Origin of the sequence: Cypionkella sp. (assembly GCF_028290025.1) — a bacterium.
Taxonomy (GTDB): Bacteria; Pseudomonadota; Alphaproteobacteria; order Rhodobacterales; family Rhodobacteraceae; genus Cypionkella.
Window position 1 is genome coordinate 1 of sequence record NZ_JAQGKQ010000003.1, and the last position, 21,380, is coordinate 21,380.

Consider the following 21,380-nt stretch of genomic DNA (forward strand, 5'->3'; position numbering starts at 1 on the left):
GCTTTATAAGGAACTGGCGCTGCTCGACACCCGTATCGGTTTGATCTTGCTCTATACTCTGTCGGTGCTGCCGATTGTAATCTGGATCATGCGCGATCAGTTTTCCTCAATCCCGACCGAATTGGAGGAGGCGGCTTTGGTCGATGGGTTGTCGATCTGGGGCGCATTCATCACTATCATTCTGCCGATTGCTCTGCCGGGGATGGTGGCGGCGTTCATCCTGTCTTTGGTGCTGACGTGGAATGAGTATTTCTTCGCGGCGCTGCTGACTTCAACCCATGCCAATACCTTGCCTGTGATGGTCGCCTCGCAAACCGGGAGCCAAGGGATTTCGTGGTGGTCGATGGCGGCCTTGTCCTGGGCCGCGATCCTGCCGCTGATCGTGATCGGCGTGGTTCTGGAACGCTATATCATCAAGGGCATGGCGGCGGGAGCGATCAAATAGACGCCGAAGGGGGCCGTTAAGTCCAAATTTGGTTCGGGTCGGGCAGTGGGATGGAGTCCAATAATTCGCGGGTATAGGCGGCTTGTGGGTTGGCAAACAGTTCGGCGGTCGCGGCATTTTCCACGATCTGACCTTGATGCAGCACCAGAATGCGGGTGCAAAGACGGCGGATGACGGAGAGGTCATGGCTGATGAAAGCGAGCGTCAGGCCAAGATCTTTCACTAGCGTTTCCAGTAGGTTAAGCACTTGCGCTTGGCTAGAGACATCCAGACCCGAGACAATCTCATCGGCGAGAATGAACTCGGGTTTCAGAGCGATGGCGCGGGCGATGCCGATGCGCTGGCGCTGACCGCCCGATAGCTCGTGCGGGTAGCGCGCGGCGAATTTGCGCGGCAGTCCGACGTGGTCCAGCGCCTCCAACGCGCATTGCTTGGGGTTGCTGATGCCGTGCAACTTCAGCGGTGCGGCGATGATTTGACCAACGCGGTGACGCGGATTGAGGCTGCTCATCGGGTCTTGAAAGATCATCTGAAAGCGGCGGCGCAGCGGGCGAAGCACAGTTTCGGGCAGGTGAGTGATGTCTTGACCGTCAAATTTGATCGTGCCGCTGGAAGGTTCCAACAGGCGGACCAAAGCGCGGCCGAGGGTGGATTTACCGGAGCCGGAGCCGCCGACGATGCCCAGAATCTCGCCCTTCGGAATGTCGAAACTCAACCCTTTCAGAATTTCCAGCCGGGGCGCCGCGCCAATCAGCGGCTTTTGCGTCATATCTGCCAATGACAGCCGCAAATTATCAATTTGGTAAAGCTTTGCAGGGTAGATATCAGACATGTGCGCTCCGATCGGCGGCTGCAACTTCGGCGCGGGTGGCCGCGATCACGGCATCTGGTACCGGGGTCAGGCTGCCGTCAGGGTCGGTGTATTTTGGCGTCGCGGCCAAAAGGGCGCGGGAATAGGGATGTTTGGGGGCATGAAAGAAATCTGGGATCGTGCTGTCTTCCAGCACAATGCCCGCATAAAGCACCGACAGGCTTTGGCAAACTTTGCTCACGACGCCCAAGTCGTGGGTGACAAACAGCAAAGCGGTGCCGTGGCGCGCCTGCATCGCCGCGATCAGCTTCAGGATTTGCTTTTGCACGGTGACGTCCAGCGCTGTGGTCGGCTCATCCGCGATGATCAGCTTTGGCTCAGCGGCAAAGGCAGAAGCGATCAGGATGCGTTGCCGCATACCTCCGGAAAGTTCGTGCGGATAGCTGCGCATGACCCGCTCGGGGTCGGGAATTTGCACCTCGGCCAGCAGTTCGCGAGCGCGTTTTTCTGCATCGGCGCGGCTCCAGCGCAGTATATCCACCAGACGGTTGGTAATCTGCGGGCCGATCCGGCGCGAGGGATTAAGCGCGGTGAGCGGATCTTGCGGGATCAGCGCGCATTTCGACCCAACCAAAGCCCGGCGCTGTGCAGGCGGCAGCGCCAAAAGATCGGTACCGTCCAAGAGGATTTGGCCGCTGGTGATCTCAACCGCATGCGGCAGTGTGCCCAGAATAGCTTTGCCGATCATTGACTTACCGGCACCGGACTCGCCAACCAAACCGCGCACCTCGCCTGCCGCCACTTCCAGCGAAACACGACGCAGGATTTGATCAGGGCGACCTTTCAGGCGGGCCGATAGATTATGGATCGACAGATAGCTCATCGCAGCACCGGATCGAAGCGGTCTTTCAATCCTTCGCCGAGTTGCGAAAAGCTTAAAACGGTGAGAAACAACGTCGCCAGCGGGAACACCAGTACCCACCAGGCTTGGTGGATGGAGGTGCGGCCTTCGGCGATCATGCCGCCCCAAGTCGGATCGTCGGTGGAGATTGACAGGTTAACGAAAGACAAGATGGCCTCGACAATGATGGAAATTCCCATCTCTAAGGTGAGCAGAACGACGATTGTGGGCAGGACGTTGGGCAAAATCTCGGTGAACATGGTGGAGATGCGGCTGCGGCCCGCGACTTGCGCCGATGCCACGTAATCCATCGCACCTTGAGTCATCGCCTCGGCCCGGATCACCCGGGCAAAGCGGGTCCAGTCGATCACGACAATGGCGATGATGATGGATGAAAGGCCGGGGCCGAGCACGGCGATCAGCAGGATTGAGAACAAAACGGGCGGGAAGGCCATCCAAATATCAATGGCGCGGCTGATTAAAACATCGACCCAGCCGCGCAGAAAACCGGCGAGCAGACCCATTGTGGCACCGATGATGCAGGTGATTGTGCCGGCAGTCAGCGCCACGGTTAGCGCCAGTCGCGCACCATATAGGATGCGACTAAGGACATCGCGGCCCAAGGAATCGGTGCCGAGCAAGTAGCCGGGCTCATGCCCCTGCACCCAGAATGGCGGCAGTTGGCCGAGGAATAAATCCTGCGCGAGGGGATCTTTTGGCGCAATGAGCGGTGCTGCAATAGCGGCAAGCGTCAGCAGGATCAGCCATGTGGCGGATAAAACCAGCCGCGCCGGGAGTTTGCGTTTTATTGCGCTGCGTCCGTCAAGCATGGCGCAACCTTGGGTTCAACGCGGCATAAGTGAGGTCTACCAACAGGTTAAATCCGGTAAAGATCACCGCGAACAAGATCACGATACCTTGGATCAGCGGCAAATCACGGTTGATCACCGCATCAATCGCCATATTGCCCAGACCCTCATAGGAAAACAGCCGCTCAATAATCACCGTGCCTCCGATCAGAAAGGTGAACTGCACGCCGACCAAAGTCAGGGTCGGCAGGATCGCATTCGGCAGCGCCTCGTGCAGGATGACGTGGGTTTCCGAATAGCCCTTGGTGCGGGCAAGGGTGACGTAATCGAGATGCATGGTTTCTTTAAGAGATTGTTTAAGAAGTTGGCCGATGATGGCCGCAAGGGGAATCGCAAGGGCAAGGGCGGGCATGAACATATGGGCCGCGATATCCAGCCATAGGTCAAAGCGCAGGCGCAAAACGGCTTCGGTCAGGTAGAAATTCGTGGTGAAAGGCAGCTGCAGCGATGGCGTGACGCGGCCTGAGATGTGAAAAATCGGCAAAAGCACACCGAATGTCAGGATCAGGATGAGGCCCCAAAGGAAATCTGGCACCGACAGCGCCATGCCGTTGGTCACATCAATCGCCGCCTCGGTCTTGGTGCCGCGCAAACGGGTTCCAGTAAGTGCCATCAAACCGCCGAGAATGATCGCGATGATCAGCGCCATAACCGAAAGCTCTAACGTGGCGGGCAGACGGTTCAGCACCAGCTGCAAAACCGGCTGTTTTGTGGTGATTGAGGTGCCAAAATCGCCTTGGATGACGCCGGAAATCCAGATGAGGAATTGCTCTGGGATGCTTTTGTCGAGTCCATATAGCGCGGTTAGCCGGGTCACATCGGACTCGGTCGCACCCGGCGGCAGCATCATCGCAATCGGGTTGCCGGGGACGACGCGAATGACGAAAAACACGATAACCGCCACGCCGAGCAGCGTGACGAAGGTGGTAGATAATCGGAGCAGAACCGATTGGAAAAACTGCATAAATTGTAAACTTCCGAGATTGCCTTGGTGCGAGCCCAAAGCGGAATTTTTTGGCGAAAACACGTTACAGAGGCGGTCACATCGGCCTTTTGATCGGCCAATGTGACATGGAAGTTAACGCCCGGGCTTGGCGTTTACGGTCAGGCTCGTTTCATCAGATAAGGCAGCAGGGCGCCCGAGGCATGCGGCGTCACCACCACGCCCTTGGCCGAAAGGATCGGCTGCACATATTGCAACAACGGGATCACCAGAGCGTTTTCGGCGATGAAAGCATCGACTTTTTTCCAACCGTCGATGCGCTTGCTTTCATCGGCCTCACCCCACAACGGCACGATCATGTCGATCAGATCCTTGCCGTCCCAAACCGAATGCGGCGAGGGGCCGAACATCGCAAAACCGGTCGAAGTCGTCGGATCGCCCACCGAATTGCCCCAGTTGTAAAAGGCGGCGGGGGCAAGTTGGTCGGCGGCGCGCAACTCGTAATGCTTGGCGATCTCGTAGGTTTCGATCTCGGCTTCGATGCCGACCTTACGCCACAGGCCGACGATTGCCTGGATCATCTCATAGTCCTTGGGTTTGAAGCCCTTGGTGGTTTGGATTTTGAACTTTACAGGATTATCAACGGAGTAACCGGAATCGGCCAGAAGTTTTACCGCTAAATCTGGATTGTAAGGCACTTTGATGCTGGCATCGTAAGCGTCATATTCTGGGGTTTCGAGCGTATCAATCGCCACGCCGTAGCCCTTGAGCAAGCGGTCGATGATGGTCTGTTTGTCGATGGCATGGGCGGCGGCTTTGCGCACATTCGGGTCGAGCATGACGTCGATATCATTGAGAAAAATCATGCCGATATCGGAAACCGGGATCGCGGTGCCGGTCAGCGTGGCCTTCAGGCGGTCATATTCCTCGTAGGGAACTTCCAAAGTGACATGGCTGTTGCCGGATTCAATCTCAGCCACCCGAGCCGCCGCGTCGGTGACGAACTTGATGGTGACGGTCTCAAATTCGGGCTTACCGCCCCAATAATTGGCGTTGGCTTTCAGACGCACATAGGCGTCACGCTCAAATTTCTCAACCATATAGGGACCGGAGCCGATTGGGGCGGCCTCAAATCCTGCGGCACCGACCTTTTCATAATAGGCTTTCGGCAGCACATAGCCGGTCAGAAAATACATCCATTTGAAGATCGTGGGGTCAAATTGCGCGACATCGGCCAGCACCTTATTGCCCTCAACCCGATGATTTTTCAGGGTTCCCCAGACGAACTGGATCGGGCTGCCGGTGGCTGGATCGGCAACGCGGGCAAGGCTCCAAGCGACATCTTCCGCCGTCAAAGGCGACCCATCATGCCAAGTGACGCCGTCTCGGACGGTCATCCAGACTTGGGTTTTATCATCATTCCAGCCCCATTCGGTCAGAATGCCGGGGGCGGGTTTGAGATCGGGTTGTTGCAGAATGTATTGGTCAAACACCGATTGATAGATGCCTTGGATCGTCGGATTGACCGCCGATGGCCCGGTGGTCGGGTCCCAAGCGGGCAGGTTGACGTTGTAAGCGATCACCAGTTCTTCGATGGCCTGCGCGCGGGCGGGCAGGCTGAAGGCTGCGAGTGAAACGGTGGCAGCGGACAGCTGCAAAAGGGCACGACGGTTAAGTTTCATAGCGATTCCCTGTGGTTATGGTTGATGCCGAAGTTATTTTCCGGTCAGTTTTTGGGCGAGAAGGTAGCCTGATCCAGCACCCAGACCGGCGCCGGGCCAGACGGCGGCTCCGGTCAGGTGCAGGTTTCGGATCGGGGTGGAGCCGTCTGCATGGCCGCGCATCGGTCGGAACAGAAAGTTCTGCGCAAGGTGATGGCTGCCGCAAATCTGATCGCCACCGACAAGATTGGGGTTGTCGGCCTCAAGCTCGGTTGGCGGCACGATACGCTTGCCGAGAATTTTTGCGTGCGTGCCGGGGGCGTAGTTTTCGAGAATATCCAGCGCGCGTTGTGCAAAGGGTTCGGCTGCCTGCGCCCAGTTTTTCGCAGCAATTTCGCCCTTGGCGTCGCCTTTGATTTCGCCCGGAGCCATGCGGATTTGCAGCCACAGCGTGTGATTTCCGGCAGGGGCACGGCTGGGGTCAACGCTGGTCGGCTGGCCAACAACAACAATCGGCTCATCGGGCAGCAGCCCGGCTTTGGCCTGCTGATAGGTGCGCGCCATCTGATCAAGGCTGGGCGCGAGATGCACATATGCGAACGATTTCAAATCGTTGCCTGCCATCCAATCGGGCAGATCCGACAGCGCGAGATGGATCATCATCGTGCCGGGGGCATGGGCAAAAGCGGTCATTTTGGTGTCGAAATCGGTTTTGGTGCCGGTCAATTTCGGCAGAGCGCGCGGTGCAACATTGGCGATCACAGCGCGGCGAGCGGTGATCTCACGGCCATCGGCCAGCACAATACCACTGGCTTTGCCGCCGGAATGAACGATGCGCGTGACGGTTTGGCCGGTCTCAATATGCCCACCACGCGCGGTGATTGCGGCGCAAAGCGCGCGAATTATGGTATCCGAACCGCCTTTGCCCAGCACCATTCCAAAAGCTTGGGCCGCCATACCCTCCAGATAGGGAAAAAGCGCGCCGCCCGCGATATCGGGGGCGAAATCAAGGTGCATCCCCCAAGCGCCCAGCATTGCCTGCACTTTCGGTGACTCGAAGGTGTGATTAAGCCATTGGCGTGGCGATTGCAGCAGGAACTGGCCCATATCAAGCGTGCCAATGAGACCCTTTGCGCGGAGTGTTTTGAACCCGAAATATGCAAGCGCACGTAATTTCATTTTTGCGCCGAGAAGGCCGAACAGATGCGAAGCCTCGGCTGGGAAGCCTGCGCAAAGCCTGCCCCAAGTGGCGGCATCGGTTGCGGAATGTTGGGCAATTCTGGCGCGGGTGGCGGCGGCATCGGTAGAGACGCCGCACCAAGTTCCGTCAGCAAACACGCTTGCGAAGGGGCTAGAAACAGGAGCAAATTCGAGCCCATGTCGCGCCAATTCCGCGCCATATGCCTTCATAAACGGTGATCCGGCAAACAAAGACAGGTTCATTGCCGCCCAGTCATGCTGGAATCCGGGCAGGGTATAGGCGCCAGATTTCACCGCTCCGCCCGCTACAGCGGCCTGCTCAAACAGCGCAACTTTCCAACCGGAAGCGGCCAGATGCAGGGCAGAGGCAAGGCTGTTATGGCCCGCGCCGATGAAGACCGCGTCGTAGCTGTCGGGCATATTTGGCTCCGGTTGACTTAAGGATATTTGCAAATGCATTTAATTCTGTCTAGTCTTATTCCGTAAGGCGGGGCAGCCGCCGCAATCAGGGAGATAGCGATGAGTTCAGCTGATGTGTTGGCCGGTCTGGCCGGAATGCTCGCCTCGGGCGGGGTGGAAGTGGTTGATTGCACCGGGGTTTTGGGGCCGAACACGCCGCTGTTGAAGTTGCCGCCGGATTTCGCCAAAGACACGCCGAAAATTGAAATCCACCGGATTTCGGAGTATGATTCCGATGGTCCGTTTTGGGCGTGGAACTGGCTGAAGGTCGGCGAACATTCCGGAACGCATTTTGACGCGCCGCATCACTGGATTACCGGAAAAGATTACGCCGACGGTTATACCGACACGCTGCCGGTGCAGCGGCTGGTGGCGCCCGTTAACGTTTTGGACTTCGCGGCCGAGTGTGGGGCTGACCCGGATTTCTTGTTGACCATCGCGCATGTGCAGGCTTGGGAGGCCGAACACGGCGCGATTAACGCGGGTGAATGGGTGGTTTTGCGCTCGGATTGGGACAAGCGCGGCCATGATGAGGCGCTGTTTTTGAACGCCAATGAAACCGGGCCGCACACGCCCGGGCCGACCGCCGAAGTCATTGAGTATCTGATTTCAAAGGGAATTGTTGGTTGGGGCAGCCAGTGTATCGGCACTGACGCGGGGCAAGCGGGCGGCATGACGCCACCGTTTCCAGCGCATAATCTGCTGCACAAAAACAACTGCTATGGCTTGGCGTCGCTGGCCAATCTCGACCGTCTGCCTGCCAAGGGCGCGATCCTGATTGCGGCTCCGTTGAAGATTGAGAACGGCACCGGCTCGCCCATTCGGGCCTTGGCGCTGGTGGCGCGTTAACCAATGGCCGCCGATCTGGATAAATTCGATCACGTTATTATCGGCTCGGGGATCAACGGGCTGGTTGCGGCGAGCATGTTGGCGCTGAAAGGCGCGCGCGTGCTGGTTTTGGAGCGTGAGGATCGGATCGGCGGCTGTCTATTGACCGACGAAATCACTGTGCAGGGGTTTCGGCATGATGTGATGGCGACGACGTTTGTGTTGTTTATGACCTCACCCGCAGGAACTGTTTTGGGGCCGCATCTGGCGCGGCATGGCTTTGAGTATTGCCACAGCCCGCATCCGACGGCGGTGCTGCGCCCCGATGGGACGGCTTTGGTTCTAACGATGGACCGCGCGAAGAATATATTTAGTTTCAACGGCTTGGCAGCGGGAGACGGCGATCAGCATGGCGTAGATGTCGGCCAAATTACGGCCGATGCGCCGTTCTTGTTCGCGTTGCTGGGCGGCAATCTGTGGTCGTGGGCGACGGCAAAACTGCTGTTTGGGCAGGTGCGCAGACGCGGATTGCGCGGGCTTGCGGCTTGGATGGGCAGTGCGTTGGCGCCGGCGCGGGGCTGGCTTGAGAGCAGTTATCAAAGCCCGATGGTGCAGGCGTTGTGGGCGCCTTGGGTGCTGCATTGTGGGCTGACGCCCGAGTCTGCTTATTCGGCACAGATGGCGAAAGTCGTCGCTTTTGCGCTGGAAGCGGCGGGCGCACCGATTGTAAAGGGTGGCGCGGGGCAGGCGGCTTTGGCGTTTCGCAGGTTGATCGAGGCGCATGGTGGGGTGATCCGCACCGGGGCCTTGGTCGAAAAGATTACCACTCGGCAGGGTCGGGTTACAGGAGTGCGGCTGGCGGGGGGCGAGGAGATTGCTTGCGCTTCGGTGCTGGCGTCGGTTGATCCTAGCCAACTTCATGGGCAGCTCTTGGATGTGAATTTGCCTGAAGATCAGGTGGCGGTGCGGCAGTTTCGGCATGGGCGCGGCAACTTCCAGTTGCACTATGCACTGGACCGGCACCCGGAGTGGTTAACGCCGGGTTTGGACGATGTGGCGCTGATCCATTTGGCGGACGGTGTGGATTCGGTGTCGAAATCTGCCAATGAAGCCGAGCGTGGGATGCTGCCTGCGGTGCCGACGATCTGTGTGGGCCAACCACATCGGTTGGACCCGAGCCGCTGTCCTGAGGGCAAAGCGATCTTGTGGGTGCAGGTTCCCGACGCGCCGCGCCAGATCAAAGGCGACGCGGCGGGAAAGATTGTAGGGCAGGATTGGGACGCTGCTCGTGAGGCGTTTGCGGACCGGATCGAGGCGATCTTGTCTAACCATATCAATGACTTTGATAAGATCAAACTGGCGCGAAAAGCCTATTCTCCTGTCGATCTGGAGCGGATGAATTGCAACCTTGTCGGCGGTGATCCCTATGGCGGGGCGTGCTCGATTGACCAGTTTTTCATCTGGCGACCCTTCGCGCATTCGACCAATGGCACAGGCTTGGTGCGCGGGTTGATCCATATCGGCGCTTCGACGCATCCGGGGCCGGGTCTTGGTGGCGGATCGGGCTTTAACGCGGCAAAGAGGTTGGGCGCATGAACGATGAAACCCCGATTGTGCCGCGTTTGGGCGAGATTGGGTTAACCAATTTCGCGCCATATCTGATGAACCGCATCATGGGGCGATACAACGCCAGCTTGCGTGAGGAAATGGCCGGCTTAGGGCTTTCGACGCCGAAAATGCGGGCTTTGGCGGTGCTTTCGGTGGTCGAAGGGCCGTTGATCCGCGAGTTGGCGGTTTATACGGTGATTGACCCCTCGACGCTGTCGCGCGGTTTGGACCAGTTGCAGGCGGATGGCCTGATCAGGCGCGAGGTTGACAGTGCGGACAGCCGTGCGGTGCGGGTGTTTATCACCGACGCCGGGCGTGCGGCTTTCGACAGTTTGTGGCCGCATATGGCGCAGGCGCAGGCGCGAATGTTTCGCGGAATCCCAGAGGATGAGCGGCGCGCGTTCACCGCTACCCTTCAGAAAATGCTGACAAATATCAGAAAGCACGAGATTTAGATGGCAGAGCGTTCTTTCAAAGCCGAAGTCGAAGATCTGCGTTTGGGCGCGGGCGAAACCTTTACCGGCGAGGGAATTTTGGCGTTGACCAAGGCGCTTTTGGAGAACGGCGTCGCATATGTTGGCGGCTATCAGGGCGCGCCGATTTCGCATCTGATGGACGTTTTGGCGGATGCGCAAGACCTTTTGGGCGAACTCGGCGTGCGGTTTGAGGCCAATGCGAACGAGGCGGCGGCGGCGGCGATGCTTGCGGCATCGGTGCATTATCCGATGCGCGGGGCGGTGACGTTCAAGGGCTCGGTCGGGGTGAATGTGGCGTCGGATGCGCTGGCGAATTTGGCTTCGTCGGGCGTCACCGGCGGCGCTTTGGTGATTGTCGGCGAGGATTACGGCGAGGGATCTTCAATTATGCAAGAGCGCACGCACGCTTTTGCGATGAAATCGCAGTTCTGGCTGCTTGATCCGCGCCCGAACCTGCCCTCGATTGTGCAGGCGGTTTCCGACGGGTTTGAGCTGTCGGAAGTCTCGAATACCCCGGTGATGTTGATGGTGCGGATCCGGTCCTGCCATGTCACGGGGTCGTTCAAAACCCGCGACAATCAACGGCCGAAATTGACGGTGAAAGAGGCTTTGTCGAACCCGCGCAGCGATTTTGCACGCGTGGTTTTGCCGCCGATGAGCTTTGCGCATGAGCAGGATAAAGTAAAAAATCGCTGGCCTGCGGCGGAGAAATTCATCCGTGAGCGCGGTTTGAATGAGATTTTCGGGCCAAAATCCGACTTCGGTATCGTGGTGCAGGGCGGCATGTATAATGGGCTGATCCGGGCGTTGCAGCGGCTTGGATTGGCGGATATCTACGGCACGTCTGAGGTGCCAATCTACGTGTTAAACGTGACTTACCCGTTGATTTCGGCGGAGTTTCTGGAGTTCTGCGCCGGCAAGGAACATGTGCTGGTGATTGAAGAAGGCCAGCCGGAGTTTATTGAAACCCAGCTTGGCAGTTTCCTTTATCGCGCGGAATCTGCGGTGAAATTGCACGGCAAAGGGCTATTTCCTTTGGCCGGGGAGTACACCGGGGCGGTGATGTTGGAGGCGGTGACGGGGTTCTTGAAAACAGCAGCCCCTGCGATGCTGGCGGCGGTTGTGCGCGCACCGAATATGGACCGACCTGCCATTCCTGACCTGACCAAAACCGTGCCAATTCGCCCGCCGGGGTTCTGCACCGGTTGCCCCGAGCGGCCGATTTTTTCGGCGATGAAATTGGTCGAAAAAGAACTCGGCAAGCACCAGATTGCCGCCGATATTGGCTGCCATTTGTTCGCGAGCCTGCCACCGTTTGAAATCGGCGGCGCTACGATGGGCTATGGGCTTGGGCCTGCGGCGAACGCAGCGTTTGATGGCGGCGGTGAGCGGCGTCCGGTTGCGATTATCGGCGATGGCGGGTTTTGGCACAACGGTTTGAGCAGCTCGTTTACCAATATGGCGTTCAATAAATCCGATGGCGTGGCGATTGTGGTCGATAATTTTTACTCGGCGGCGACCGGTGGGCAGGATGTGATGTCAAGCCGCGCCGACAATGCGACGAAGGCCACGAAAAACCCGATTTCGAAGGCGCTGGCTGGCATCGGCATTGATTGGGTGCGCCAGATTGACCACACCTACGACGTCAAAAAGATGCGCGACACCATCCGCGAGGCGCTGACAACGGACGCGCCGGGGCCGAAAGTGATCGTGGCCTCAAGCGAATGTATGTTGAACAAACAGCGCCGTGAAAAGCCGTTGCGGGCGGCGGCGATCAGGGAAGGTCGGCGGGTCGATGTGCCACGTTTTGGCATTGACGAGGCGGTTTGCACCGGCGATCACGCCTGTATCCGGTTGTCGGGATGCCCGTCTTTGTCGTTGAAAAGATTGGACGATCCGCTGCGTGATGATCCGGTGGCTTCGATTGACCAATCGTGCGTCGGTTGCGGAAATTGTGGTGAGGTTGCTGATGCGGCAGTGCTATGCCCCAGCTTTTACCGTGCCGATGTGGTGCATAATCCGTCAAAATTTGAGATGCGTTTGGCCGGTTTTCGGGCGCGGATGATCGGCTGGTTGCAGCGGCGGCGTGACGCTAAACGCTTGGTGTTTGGGGGGGCGACATGAGCTTGCATCAGGCGATTCCTGCGGGTGGCAAGGGCATGGATGCCGTGATCAAACTGGCGCTTCTTGCTGTTGGCGGGCAGGGCGGCGGCGTGTTGACGGCTTGGATTGAGGCGGTTGCGCGGGCAAATGGCTATGTTTGTCAGGCCACTTCGGTGGCGGGCGTGGCGCAGCGGACGGGTGCCACCGTTTACTATATTGAGATGGCCCCGGCTGGGCCGCGCTACCCGGTCTTCTCGCTGATGCCAGCGGCGGGTGATGTCGATATTATGGTTACCGCCGAGATGATGGAGGCTGGACGCTCAATCATTCGCGGCTTTGTGACGCCGGATCGCACCACGCTGATCACCTCGACACATCGGGCGTTGGCTGTCAGCGAAAAGATGGTGCCGGGGGATGGAATTGCCTCATCCGAGGAGGTGATTGCGGCGGCGGAAGTGGCGGCGCGCCGGTTTATCGCGGCGGATTTTGATGCGCTGGCGCTTGCCGAGGGGTCGGTGATTTCGGCGAGCATGTTTGGCGCGATTGCGGGCGCAGAAGTGCTGCCGTTTCCGCGGGAGGCGTTTGAGGCGGCTATCAAATCGGGTGGTAAAGGGGCGGAGGCGTCTTTGAGGGCGTTCGCGGCGGGGTTCGCTGCGGCGCAAGGGCCGGTGAGTTTGCCAAAAGTTACCGTTGCTGTGACGGCGGCTCCGGTTGGGTCGGCGCGGTTGTTGGCAAAGTGGCAGGCGCTTGCGGATCGGGCTGGGCGGATGCCAGCGGCGGTCGCAGAGATGGTGGTTTTGGGTCTGCGCAAAGTGGTCGAATTTCAGGATTTGGCCTACGGCGCGGTTTACTTGGACCGTGTTGAGGCGGTGCTGGCGCGGGATCGCGCGCCGTTTGAGCTTTCAAAGCAGGCGGCTAAATATACAGCCAATGCAATGGCTTATGACGATGTGATCCGGGTGGCTGATCTCAAAACGCGTGCGGGTCGGGCGGAGCGGATTGCCGCAGAGATGGGCGCGAAGCCGGGCAATGTGGTGCAACTGACCGAGTTTATGCATCCTCGGGCGGAAGAAATTGTTGGGCTACTACCCGCGAAATTGGGAGCAAAGATTGAGGCGAACCCGGCTTGGATGGCGCGGTTGGATCGCTGGTTCAACAAGGGTCGGCGGATGCGGACGGACAGTTTGCGGGCGTATCTGATGCTTTACGTTTTGGGCGGTATGAAACGGCGGCGGCTGGGGTCGTTGCGTCACGCGCAGGAAATGGCGCATTTGGAGCGCTGGTTGGCGGTGGCGCTGGGGTATCTGCCGAAAAATTACGATCTCGCGGTCGAAGTGATCAAGTGTCGGCGGCTGGTCAAAGGCTATTCGGACACCCATGCGCGCGGGTTGTCAAAGTTCGATCGGGTTCTGGCCGGGATCGCTTTGGTTGCGAGCCGAGACGATGCGGCGGATTGGGCACGGCGTCTGCGCGAGGCGGCTTTGATGGACGAAGAGGGCAAGGCGCTTGACGGAGCTTTGGCAACGATTCAGAGCTTTGCATAAGCGGCGCAACTGTTGTTTTTATTGCAACAGGTTGCTGTGACCGAGTTAGGCATTTCTGACAATGCCAGTGGATTGGGCCGGACGGGTTTGCATGGCTTCGGTTATAAATGGCTGTACAGGCGGAAGGTGAAAAGGTTTTTCGTTTAACGCTCTCCCTCGGGCTTGGGTGACTCTGTCTATAGGCTCAACGCGTTACATCTCATTGCTTCTGCCAAAATCGCTGCGAGGCAGCATTCGAATGCTGCGTCTGCGCAGATTGCTCGTCGCTCAAGCTTATGTGATTTCGCAACGGGTTAGCGACGCGAGCCGGATCCTTCCACTGGCAACTCCGCCCTCAAAACTTCGGGTTTTACATATAGTAATACTTTTGCTAGCCTCTGTTCAGGCCGGTGAGGGAAGACACCAGCTGCAAAATCCTAGGGAGGGATCATGTCCATTATTAAGAAACTCGCGCTGGCCGCGGGTATTGGCGCGTTACTGTCTTCGGCAGCCTATGCCGACTTGTCGGGCAAAGTTATCGGCTTTTCGCAAATCGGATCTGAGTCCGGCTGGCGTGCGGCTGAGACTTCGGTGACGAAATCCGAAGCGGAAAAGCTGGGAATTGATCTGAAATTTGCCGATGCACAGCAAAAACAAGAGAACCAGATCAAGGCAATCCGCGGCTTTATTGCCCAAGGTGTTGCGGCGATTTTGGTCGCTCCAGTGGTTTCGACTGGCTGGGAAGAAGTGCTTGGCGAGGCCAAGGAAGCCAACATTCCGGTCATCCTGTTGGACCGTGGAATTGATGCGCCCGAAGATCTTTACCTGACTTCGGTGGCTTCGGACCAAGTCAAAGAAGGTCGGGTTGCTGGCGAGTGGCTGGTTGGCCAAGTTGGTGATAAAGATTGTAAAGTCGTGGAACTTCAAGGCACTGTGGGCTCGTCGCCTGCGATTAACCGCAAAAAAGGCTTCGAAGAAGGCATCGCGGGCCATGCTAATCTGTCGATCATCCGCAGCCAAACTGGCGATTTTACCCGCGCCAAAGGCAAGGAAGTGATGGAAGGTTTCCTGAAAGCCGAGAATGGTGGCAAGGGCATTTGCGCGGTTTATGCGCATAACGACGACATGGCGGTTGGGGCGATCCAAGCGATCAAGGACGCCGGTTTGAAGCCAGGTTCGGATATTCTGGTGGTGTCGATTGACGGCGTTCCAGATATTTTCCAGGCGATGGTTGCTGGTGAAGCCAATGCGACGGTTGAACTGACGCCTAACATGGCAGGCCCGGCGTTTGCGGCGCTCGATGCTTATCTGACGAACGGCACGGTGCCGGAAAAATTCATCATTACCGAGTCTAAACTTTATACTCCGGCGGACGATGCGCAGGGCGAGTATGATCGGCGTAAGGGTCTGGGCTATTAAGCCAGCTTAAGCAAATGCCGTCGGCCGGGTCGTTCCGGCCGACGTTGTTTATAAACGTGCTTGAAGCGCAGGCGCGTGATCGGGGATATGGGCATGGTGAATGGCAGTCAGCCGGTGGTGCAGGCGCGCGGCATCGTTAAGATTTTCGGCCAGCATCGGGCCTTGGACGGCGTCGATTTCGAAGTGCGGCCCGGCGAAGTCCACGCGCTGCTGGGTGAGAATGGCGCAGGAAAGTCTACTCTTATCAAGATCTTGACCGGGGCTTATCAGCCCGATGGTGGCGAGATTTTGCTAGAAGGTGGGCCCGTGCGGTTCTCTGACCCGCTAGATGCGCAGCGCCACGGCATCGGCACAGTTTACCAAGAAGTGAACTTGCTGCCGAATAGATCGGTGGCTGAAAATCTTTTTCTAGGCCACCAGCCGACGCGTTTTGGCATGGTGCAGCGCCGGGTGATTGAAGTCAAAGCGCGTGAACTGCTGGCGACCTACGGCTTGGAGATTGACGTGAAAGCCGAGCTTGGCAGTTATTCGGTGGCGGTGCAGCAAATTGTTGCGATTGCGCGCGCGGTAGAGCTTTCCGGCAAAGTTTTGGTGCTGGATGAGCCGACGGCGAGCCTTGATCGCAATGAAGTGGCCAAAATGTTTGAAGTGGTGGGCCGGCTGAAGGCGCGCGGGCTTGGAATTATTTTTATCACGCATTTTCTTGATCAGGTTTTTGAGATTGCCGACCGCGTGACGATCCTGCGCAACGGTAAGTTGATTGGCACCAGAACCTTGTCGGAAGTGACGACGACGGATGTGGTGCGGATGATGCTGGGCAAGGATCTGGCGTTTGATCATGGCGGTGTGGGCGTGGCGGAAGCCGTGCAAGGCCCGGTGCGGGTGCAGTTTAAGTCGTTGGGGCGGCAGGGAAAAGTTGCTCCGTTCACTCTGTCTTTGCATGAGGGTGAGGTTGTCGGCGTGGCGGGTCTGCTTGGGTCTGGTCGCACCGAAATGGCGCGGCTGATGTTCGGTGTGGACACGGCTGATGGAGGCGAAATCTCGGTTGGGGGGCGCGTGGTAAGCATCCGAAATCCGGCGCAAGCGGTGGCGGCGGGCTTTGGATTTTGCCCGGAAGATCGCAAACTCGATGGGATTTTCGGCGAACTTTCGGTGCGCGAAAACATCATTATCGCGTTGCAGGCAAAGCTCGGCTGGTTCCGTGCGCTGAACCGCGACGAGCAGGACGAGATTGCCGGTAACTATGCCGAGGCGTTGGACATTCGTGCAGCGAACCACGATATGCCGGTGAAACTGCTGTCGGGCGGCAACCAGCAGAAGGTGATCTTGGCGCGGTGGCTGGCGATTGACCCGAATTTCTTGATTTTGGACGAGCCAACCCGAGGCATTGATGTCGGCGCTCACGCCGAAATTGTGCGCACGATCAACCGTCTACGCGAGGAGGGCTTGGCATTGCTGGTGATCTCCTCTGAGCTTGACGAGGTGGTGGCCTACTCCAACCGCATCGTGGTGATGCGGGATCGCGAGATGGTGGCGGAACTGAGCGGCGCCGATATTGCGCCCTCGGTGATCGTCGCGGCGATCGCGGATAACCGAGGCTCGCAGGCGGCCAAGATGGAGACCAGCGCATGAAGCGGAAAAATTGGCGCGGCGCGCTGTTGCGGCCACAGTTTGCGGCGTTGGCGGCGGTATTATTGATTAATTGGCTGCTGTTTCCCGGGTTTTTCGATATCACTTTGCAAGATGGCAGGCTGTTTGGCAGCCTGATCGACGTGCTGAATCGCGGTGCTCCGGTGGCTATTTTGGCGATTGGCATGACGGCGGTGATCGCGACAAAGGGCGTCGATCTGTCGGTGGGCGCTGTCATGGCGATTGCGGGCGCGGTGGCGGCGGTGCTGGTGACGGGGGGCGCTTCGGCGATTGTAGCTGTCGGCGCGGCGCTTTTGGTCGGGCTGTTATGCGGGCTGTGGAACGGGATTTTGGTGACTTATCTCGAAATCCAGCCGATCATCGCAACGCTGGTCCTGATGGTGGCTGGGCGTGGTTTGGCGCAATTGGTGACCGAAGGCTCGATCGTCACGTTCTCCGATCCGGTATTGATTTTCATCGGCACAGGGTCGCTGTTTGGCATGCCAATGCCAATTGTGATCGCGGCGGTTTTGACGCTGCTGGCGACGTTGATCGTGCGTAAAACAGCACTTGGTTTGCTGATTGAGGCGGTGGGCGTAAACCGCTCGGCAGCCAGATTTGCGGGTATTTCCAGTGGGTTGCTGCTCGTGCTGGTCTACACATTCGCCGGGTTTTGTGCGGCGACCTCCGGGCTCATCGTTGCGGGCGACATTCGCGGGGCTGACGCCAACAACGCGGGATTGTGGCTTGAGTTGGACGCGATCTTAGCGGTGGTGATTGGCGGCACATCGCTTCTGGGGGGGCGGTTTTCGATCCCAATGTCGGTGGTCGGGGCGTTGATTATTCAGGCGATGAACACCGGTATTTTGATCTCGGGCTTCTCGCCAGAGTTCAACTTGGTGGTAAAATCCGGGGTGATCATCCTGATTTTGATCATGCAAGCGCCGATCACCAGCCAATGGCTGCGCGCCCGCACCTCGGAAAGGAAAGCCCAATGAACCGCGCCTTACGGCCTTTGCTGGCCACCACCGCGATCTTTGTGCTGGCGTATCTGGCGGCCATTATCCAATTTCCAGCGATGCTGTCTACACGGGTTTTGGGCAATTTTCTGACCGACAACGCCTTTCTTGGCATTGCCGCGGTGGGGATGACCTTTGTGATTATTTCCGGCGGGATTGATCTGTCGGTGGGCGCGGTGATCGGATTTACCACGGTGCTGAACGCGGTTTTGATCATGTGGCTCGGGCTGCACCCGCTGTTCGCTTTCGCGATTTCGCTGACGGTGGCGGCGGCTTTCGGCGCGGTGATGGGGGCGGCTATTCACTATCTGAAGGTGCCGAGTTTCATCGTCACCTTGGCGGGCATGTTTTTGGCGCGGGGCGGTGCTTCGGTGTTATCGCCCGACAGCATTGGCATCAAGCATGAAGTATACACAACGATTTCAAAGAGCTACGTCTTGCTGCCCGGTGGTGGGCGATTGACTGTGATCGCGATGATAATGCTGGTCGTGTTCGTGCTGGGGATGATTTTGGCGCATCGGACGCGGTTTGGCAGCTATGTTTATGCCTTGGGAGGCTCTGAAGTGTCGGCGGGTTTGATGGGCGTTCCCGTCGCGCGAACCACGATTTTGATCTATACGTTGTCGGCGTTTCTGGCGGGCTTGGCGGGGATCGTGTTCTCGCTTTACACCTCGGCTGGTTACTCGCTGTCGGCCTTGGGGGTTGAGTTGGACGCGATCGCGGCAGTGGTGATCGGCGGCACTTTGCTGACTGGCGGCTACGGATTTATCGCGGGCACCTTCATCGGCGTGATGCTGCAAGGGTTGGTGCAAACTTACATCGTATTTGACGGATCACTGTCGAGTTGGTGGACAAAAATCGTAATCGGCGGTTTGCTTTTCCTGTTCATCCTGTTGCAAAGGCTGGTGTTTTCGGCGGCAGCGCCGCGCAGGAAAGTTTTTTGGAAGTCCTAGCATGAACGAGCCCGGCAGCCTTGTCCGTGCGCTTTCGGGGCGGCTGGTGGCGCGGAATTTCCATTCCTATGTGATCAGCGAGATCGGCATCGGCATCGCTTCGGGGCGGCTTGCGGTGGGTGCAATACTCCCGAACGACGCCGAGATGATGGACAGATACGGCGTTTCGCGGACGGTTCTGCGCGAGGCACTGAAAACGTTGGAGGCCAAGGGATTGGTCGAGGCGCGCGCCAAGGTGGGTACGCGGGTACTACCGCGCAGCCGCTGGAATCTCTATGATCGTCAGGTACTTGGCTGGATTCAAGAAGCTGGGCCGGAGGCTGGTTTTCTGCAATCTTACGTTGAACTACGCCAAGTGATTGAAATGCAGACAGCGTCTTTGGCGGCGGCGCGGCGCAGCGCCGAGCAGCTGCGGATGCTGCTGTACTGGCTGAATCAGCGCAGCATGATGGCGGCTTTGGCCGAGCCGTTCGCGCTGGCGGAGTTTGAATTTCACCGGATTTTATGTGAGGCCAGCCAAAATCCATTCCTGCGCGCGGCCTCGGGTTTGGTAGAATTTGGCGTGGTGCAGGCGATAGCTCCGCAAATACGTGCGGGTATGGTAGAGTTCGCGGTGCAGAAATCGCTGATGTATCAGGCGCTGGCGGATGCAGTCGGTCATGCGGAACCGCAGGCTGCGGGTGTTGCGATGGGGCAGATCTTGGCGGCTGACCGGGTTTGGATATTGGGAGTTTGAAATGGATATGGACCGAATTTTCAAGATTGGCGACGGGGCGGATTGTTCTGCGGTCTTAAGCCCTTACGGTGCGAGGCTGATGCAGTTGTGGGTGCCGGGACGTGGGAGCGTGCTGGCCGACATCGTGCTTGGGCATGACGACGTGCAGGGTTATCTCGACCATCCGGGCACATATTTCGGCGCTATTTGCGGGCGTTATGCCAATCGGATTGCGGGCGGGAAGTTTCCGTGGGCGGGCGGCGTGGTGCAACTGGATTGCAATGAGGGCGCGAACCACCTGCATGGCGGCGCGCATGGGTTTGATAAGCGGATTTGGAGCGTGCTGCGGGCAGATCCGCAGGCGGTGGTGTTTGGGTTGCATAGTCCCGATGGCGAGATGGGGTTTCCGGGCGATTTGCAGGTTGAGGCGCGTTATGAGTTTGTCGGGCCGGGGCGCTTGCAGATCGTGATGACGGCGAAGGCGGCGCAGGCAACTGTGGTTAATCTAGTCAACCACGCCTATTTCAACATGGCAGGGCAGGGCAGCGGCGTGGTGGATCACCAGCTTTTGCAGATCAATGCGGATCGGTATTTGCCGGTCAGCGAAGCATTGTTGCCGCTGGGTGCGCCTGTCACGGTAGCGGGAACTCCGTTTGATTTCAGACAGTTGCGGCATTTCGAGGCGGCGGTGCCGGAAGGTGGTTTTGATCACAACCTTTGTCTGAATGCGGGTGCTGCGCCTGCTGTAGTGGCTGTTGATCCGGCTTCGGGGCGGGGGCTGCGGCTGTTTACCAATCAACCGGGCGTGCAGCTATATACCGGGAGCTACTTGCCCGAGGGCTTGCCGGGAAAGGCTGGCGCGGTGACTGGAGCGCGGGCCGGGTTTACGCTGGAGACGCAAGTTTGGCCGGATAGCCCGAACCATGCCGACTTTCCCTCGGCGATTTTGGAGGCTGGGGCGGAGTATCGGCACGAGATGAAATTTGAGTTTTTCGTGGCGGATTAACTTTCAGAAAAAGGGCGCGAGGTTGTCCTTGCGCCCTGATTTATGCAACGGTTCAGACCGCTTGGGCGGGTTTTTTGCCCATGATGATCATGCCGAGGATGTCTTCATCGGTGACTTCGCCAACATTAACTGTGCCGACGCGCTGGCCGTTTTTCATCACCACGGCACGGTCACACAGATCCATCACCGCATGAATATCGTGCTCAATCAAGAAGATACCGAGGCCCTGCTTTTTCAGCTCTTGAATGAGCTCGGCCACCATGCGGGTTTCTTGCGGGCCCAAGGCGGCGGTCGGCTCGTCCATGATCAGGATTTTGGCGTTGAAATACACCGCACGCGCGATGGCTACCGATTGGCGTTGGCCACCCGACAACGCACTGACCGGCACGTTGAATTTGCGGAAGTTCGGGTTCAGCCGCGCCATGATTTTGCGGGTTTCAGCCTCCATCGCGCTATCGTCGAGAAAACCGCCAGCGCCGACGATTTCACGGCCCAAGAACAGGTTTGAGGCGGCGTTAAGGTTATCGGCAAGCGCGAGGGTTTGGTAAATTGTCTCGATATTATACGCGCGAGCGTCGCGGGGATTGTTGATGTCAACCTTTGCGCCGTTGATGTGAATCTCGCCTGAATCTGCTTTGTAAGCGCCCGACAGGCATTTGATCAGGGTCGATTTGCCCGCGCCGTTATGGCCGAGAAGGCCAACGACTTCGCCGGGGTGCAGATCAATCGTGACGTGATCGACGGCCTTGATACCGCCGAAAGCGATTGAAATATCACGCATTTCGACCAGAGGCGTTCCAGTGTTTGCCATG

At 58.2% G+C, this 21,380-nt stretch carries 19 protein-coding genes; 12 read left to right on the plus strand and 7 right to left on the minus strand.

Features of this window, described 5'->3' with window-relative positions; all coding sequences use genetic code 11:
* Positions 1–445: carbohydrate ABC transporter permease (locus JWS10_RS00190; protein WP_299503651.1), on the plus strand; the 445-nt coding region annotated here is incomplete at its 5' end.
* A 16-nt stretch (positions 446–461) separates the two neighbouring features.
* Here JWS10_RS00190 and JWS10_RS00195 read toward each other — a convergent pair.
* The 6 genes from JWS10_RS00195 to JWS10_RS00220 all read right to left on the minus strand — a co-directional run bounded on the left by JWS10_RS00195 (position 462) and on the right by JWS10_RS00220 (position 7,250).
* Complete coding sequence (locus tag JWS10_RS00195; protein WP_299503652.1) at positions 462–1,277, minus strand: ABC transporter ATP-binding protein; 816 nt, start codon at positions 1,275–1,277, stop codon at positions 462–464.
* Positions 1,270–2,139, minus strand: a complete 870-nt coding sequence (locus JWS10_RS00200) for an ABC transporter ATP-binding protein (protein WP_299503654.1) — start codon at positions 2,137–2,139, stop codon at positions 1,270–1,272. Before JWS10_RS00200 ends, JWS10_RS00195 begins: the two co-directional genes overlap by 8 nt.
* Positions 2,136–2,987 (minus strand): ABC transporter permease, encoded by an 852-nt coding sequence (locus JWS10_RS00205; protein WP_299483147.1) that lies wholly within the window; start codon positions 2,985–2,987, stop codon positions 2,136–2,138. Before JWS10_RS00205 ends, JWS10_RS00200 begins: the two co-directional genes overlap by 4 nt.
* Positions 2,980–3,990: an ABC transporter permease gene (locus JWS10_RS00210; protein WP_299503655.1), complete on the minus strand. Its 1,011-nt coding sequence runs from the start codon at positions 3,988–3,990 to the stop codon at positions 2,980–2,982. The genes JWS10_RS00205 and JWS10_RS00210 overlap by 8 nt, the downstream gene beginning before the upstream one ends.
* 140 nt (positions 3,991–4,130) lie before the next feature.
* Positions 4,131–5,651 carry an ABC transporter substrate-binding protein gene (locus JWS10_RS00215; RefSeq protein ID WP_299503657.1) on the minus strand — a complete coding sequence of 507 codons (1,521 nt, stop codon included), beginning with the start codon at positions 5,649–5,651 and terminating at the stop codon, positions 4,131–4,133.
* A 33-nt stretch (positions 5,652–5,684) separates the two neighbouring features.
* A complete protein-coding gene (locus JWS10_RS00220) occupies positions 5,685–7,250 on the minus strand; it encodes an NAD(P)/FAD-dependent oxidoreductase (protein ID WP_299503658.1) in 1,566 nt (521 codons plus the stop codon).
* 99 nt (positions 7,251–7,349) lie between these two features.
* Between JWS10_RS00220 and JWS10_RS00225 the strand changes: the two genes are divergently transcribed.
* The 11 genes from JWS10_RS00225 (at position 7,350) to JWS10_RS00275 (ending at position 20,568) form a co-directional block, all read left to right on the plus strand.
* Positions 7,350–8,138 carry a cyclase family protein gene (locus JWS10_RS00225; RefSeq protein ID WP_299483132.1) on the plus strand — a complete coding sequence of 263 codons (789 nt, stop codon included), beginning with the start codon at positions 7,350–7,352 and terminating at the stop codon, positions 8,136–8,138.
* 3 nt (positions 8,139–8,141) lie between these two features.
* On the plus strand, positions 8,142–9,713 hold the full coding sequence (locus JWS10_RS00230; RefSeq protein ID WP_299503660.1) for an NAD(P)/FAD-dependent oxidoreductase: 1,572 nt from the start codon (positions 8,142–8,144) through the stop codon (positions 9,711–9,713).
* A complete protein-coding gene (locus JWS10_RS00235) occupies positions 9,710–10,180 on the plus strand; it encodes a MarR family winged helix-turn-helix transcriptional regulator (protein WP_299503663.1) in 471 nt (156 codons plus the stop codon). Before JWS10_RS00230 ends, JWS10_RS00235 begins: the two co-directional genes overlap by 4 nt.
* Positions 10,181–12,325 (plus strand): indolepyruvate ferredoxin oxidoreductase subunit alpha, encoded by a 2,145-nt coding sequence (locus tag JWS10_RS00240; RefSeq protein ID WP_299503666.1) that lies wholly within the window; start codon positions 10,181–10,183, stop codon positions 12,323–12,325.
* Complete coding sequence (locus JWS10_RS00245) at positions 12,322–13,848, plus strand: indolepyruvate oxidoreductase subunit beta family protein (RefSeq protein WP_299503668.1); 1,527 nt, start codon at positions 12,322–12,324, stop codon at positions 13,846–13,848. The genes JWS10_RS00240 and JWS10_RS00245 overlap by 4 nt, the downstream gene beginning before the upstream one ends.
* 429 nt (positions 13,849–14,277) lie before the next feature.
* Positions 14,278–15,246: a galactofuranose ABC transporter, galactofuranose-binding protein YtfQ gene (gene ytfQ / locus JWS10_RS00250; protein WP_299483118.1), complete on the plus strand. Its 969-nt coding sequence runs from the start codon at positions 14,278–14,280 to the stop codon at positions 15,244–15,246.
* 75 nt (positions 15,247–15,321) lie between these two features.
* The gene (locus tag JWS10_RS00255; RefSeq protein ID WP_299503670.1) at positions 15,322–16,878 is read left to right on the plus strand and encodes a sugar ABC transporter ATP-binding protein; all 1,557 of its coding nucleotides are present in this window, start codon (positions 15,322–15,324) and stop codon (positions 16,876–16,878) included.
* A complete protein-coding gene (locus JWS10_RS00260; RefSeq protein WP_299503672.1) occupies positions 16,875–17,873 on the plus strand; it encodes an ABC transporter permease in 999 nt (332 codons plus the stop codon). The genes JWS10_RS00255 and JWS10_RS00260 overlap by 4 nt, the downstream gene beginning before the upstream one ends.
* The gene (yjfF, locus tag JWS10_RS00265; RefSeq protein ID WP_299503674.1) at positions 17,870–18,847 is read left to right on the plus strand and encodes a galactofuranose ABC transporter, permease protein YjfF; all 978 of its coding nucleotides are present in this window, start codon (positions 17,870–17,872) and stop codon (positions 18,845–18,847) included. The genes JWS10_RS00260 and yjfF overlap by 4 nt, the downstream gene beginning before the upstream one ends.
* A gap of 1 nt (position 18,848) precedes the next feature.
* Complete coding sequence (locus JWS10_RS00270) at positions 18,849–19,583, plus strand: GntR family transcriptional regulator (protein ID WP_299474807.1); 735 nt, start codon at positions 18,849–18,851, stop codon at positions 19,581–19,583.
* Position 19,584: 1 nt separating this feature from the next.
* Complete coding sequence (locus JWS10_RS00275) at positions 19,585–20,568, plus strand: aldose epimerase family protein (protein ID WP_299503676.1); 984 nt, start codon at positions 19,585–19,587, stop codon at positions 20,566–20,568.
* 52 nt (positions 20,569–20,620) lie between these two features.
* Here the strand turns inward: JWS10_RS00275 and JWS10_RS00280 are convergent, their stop codons facing one another.
* Complete coding sequence (locus JWS10_RS00280; protein WP_299503678.1) at positions 20,621–21,379, minus strand: ATP-binding cassette domain-containing protein; 759 nt, start codon at positions 21,377–21,379, stop codon at positions 20,621–20,623.
* Position 21,380: the final 1 nt, after the last annotated feature.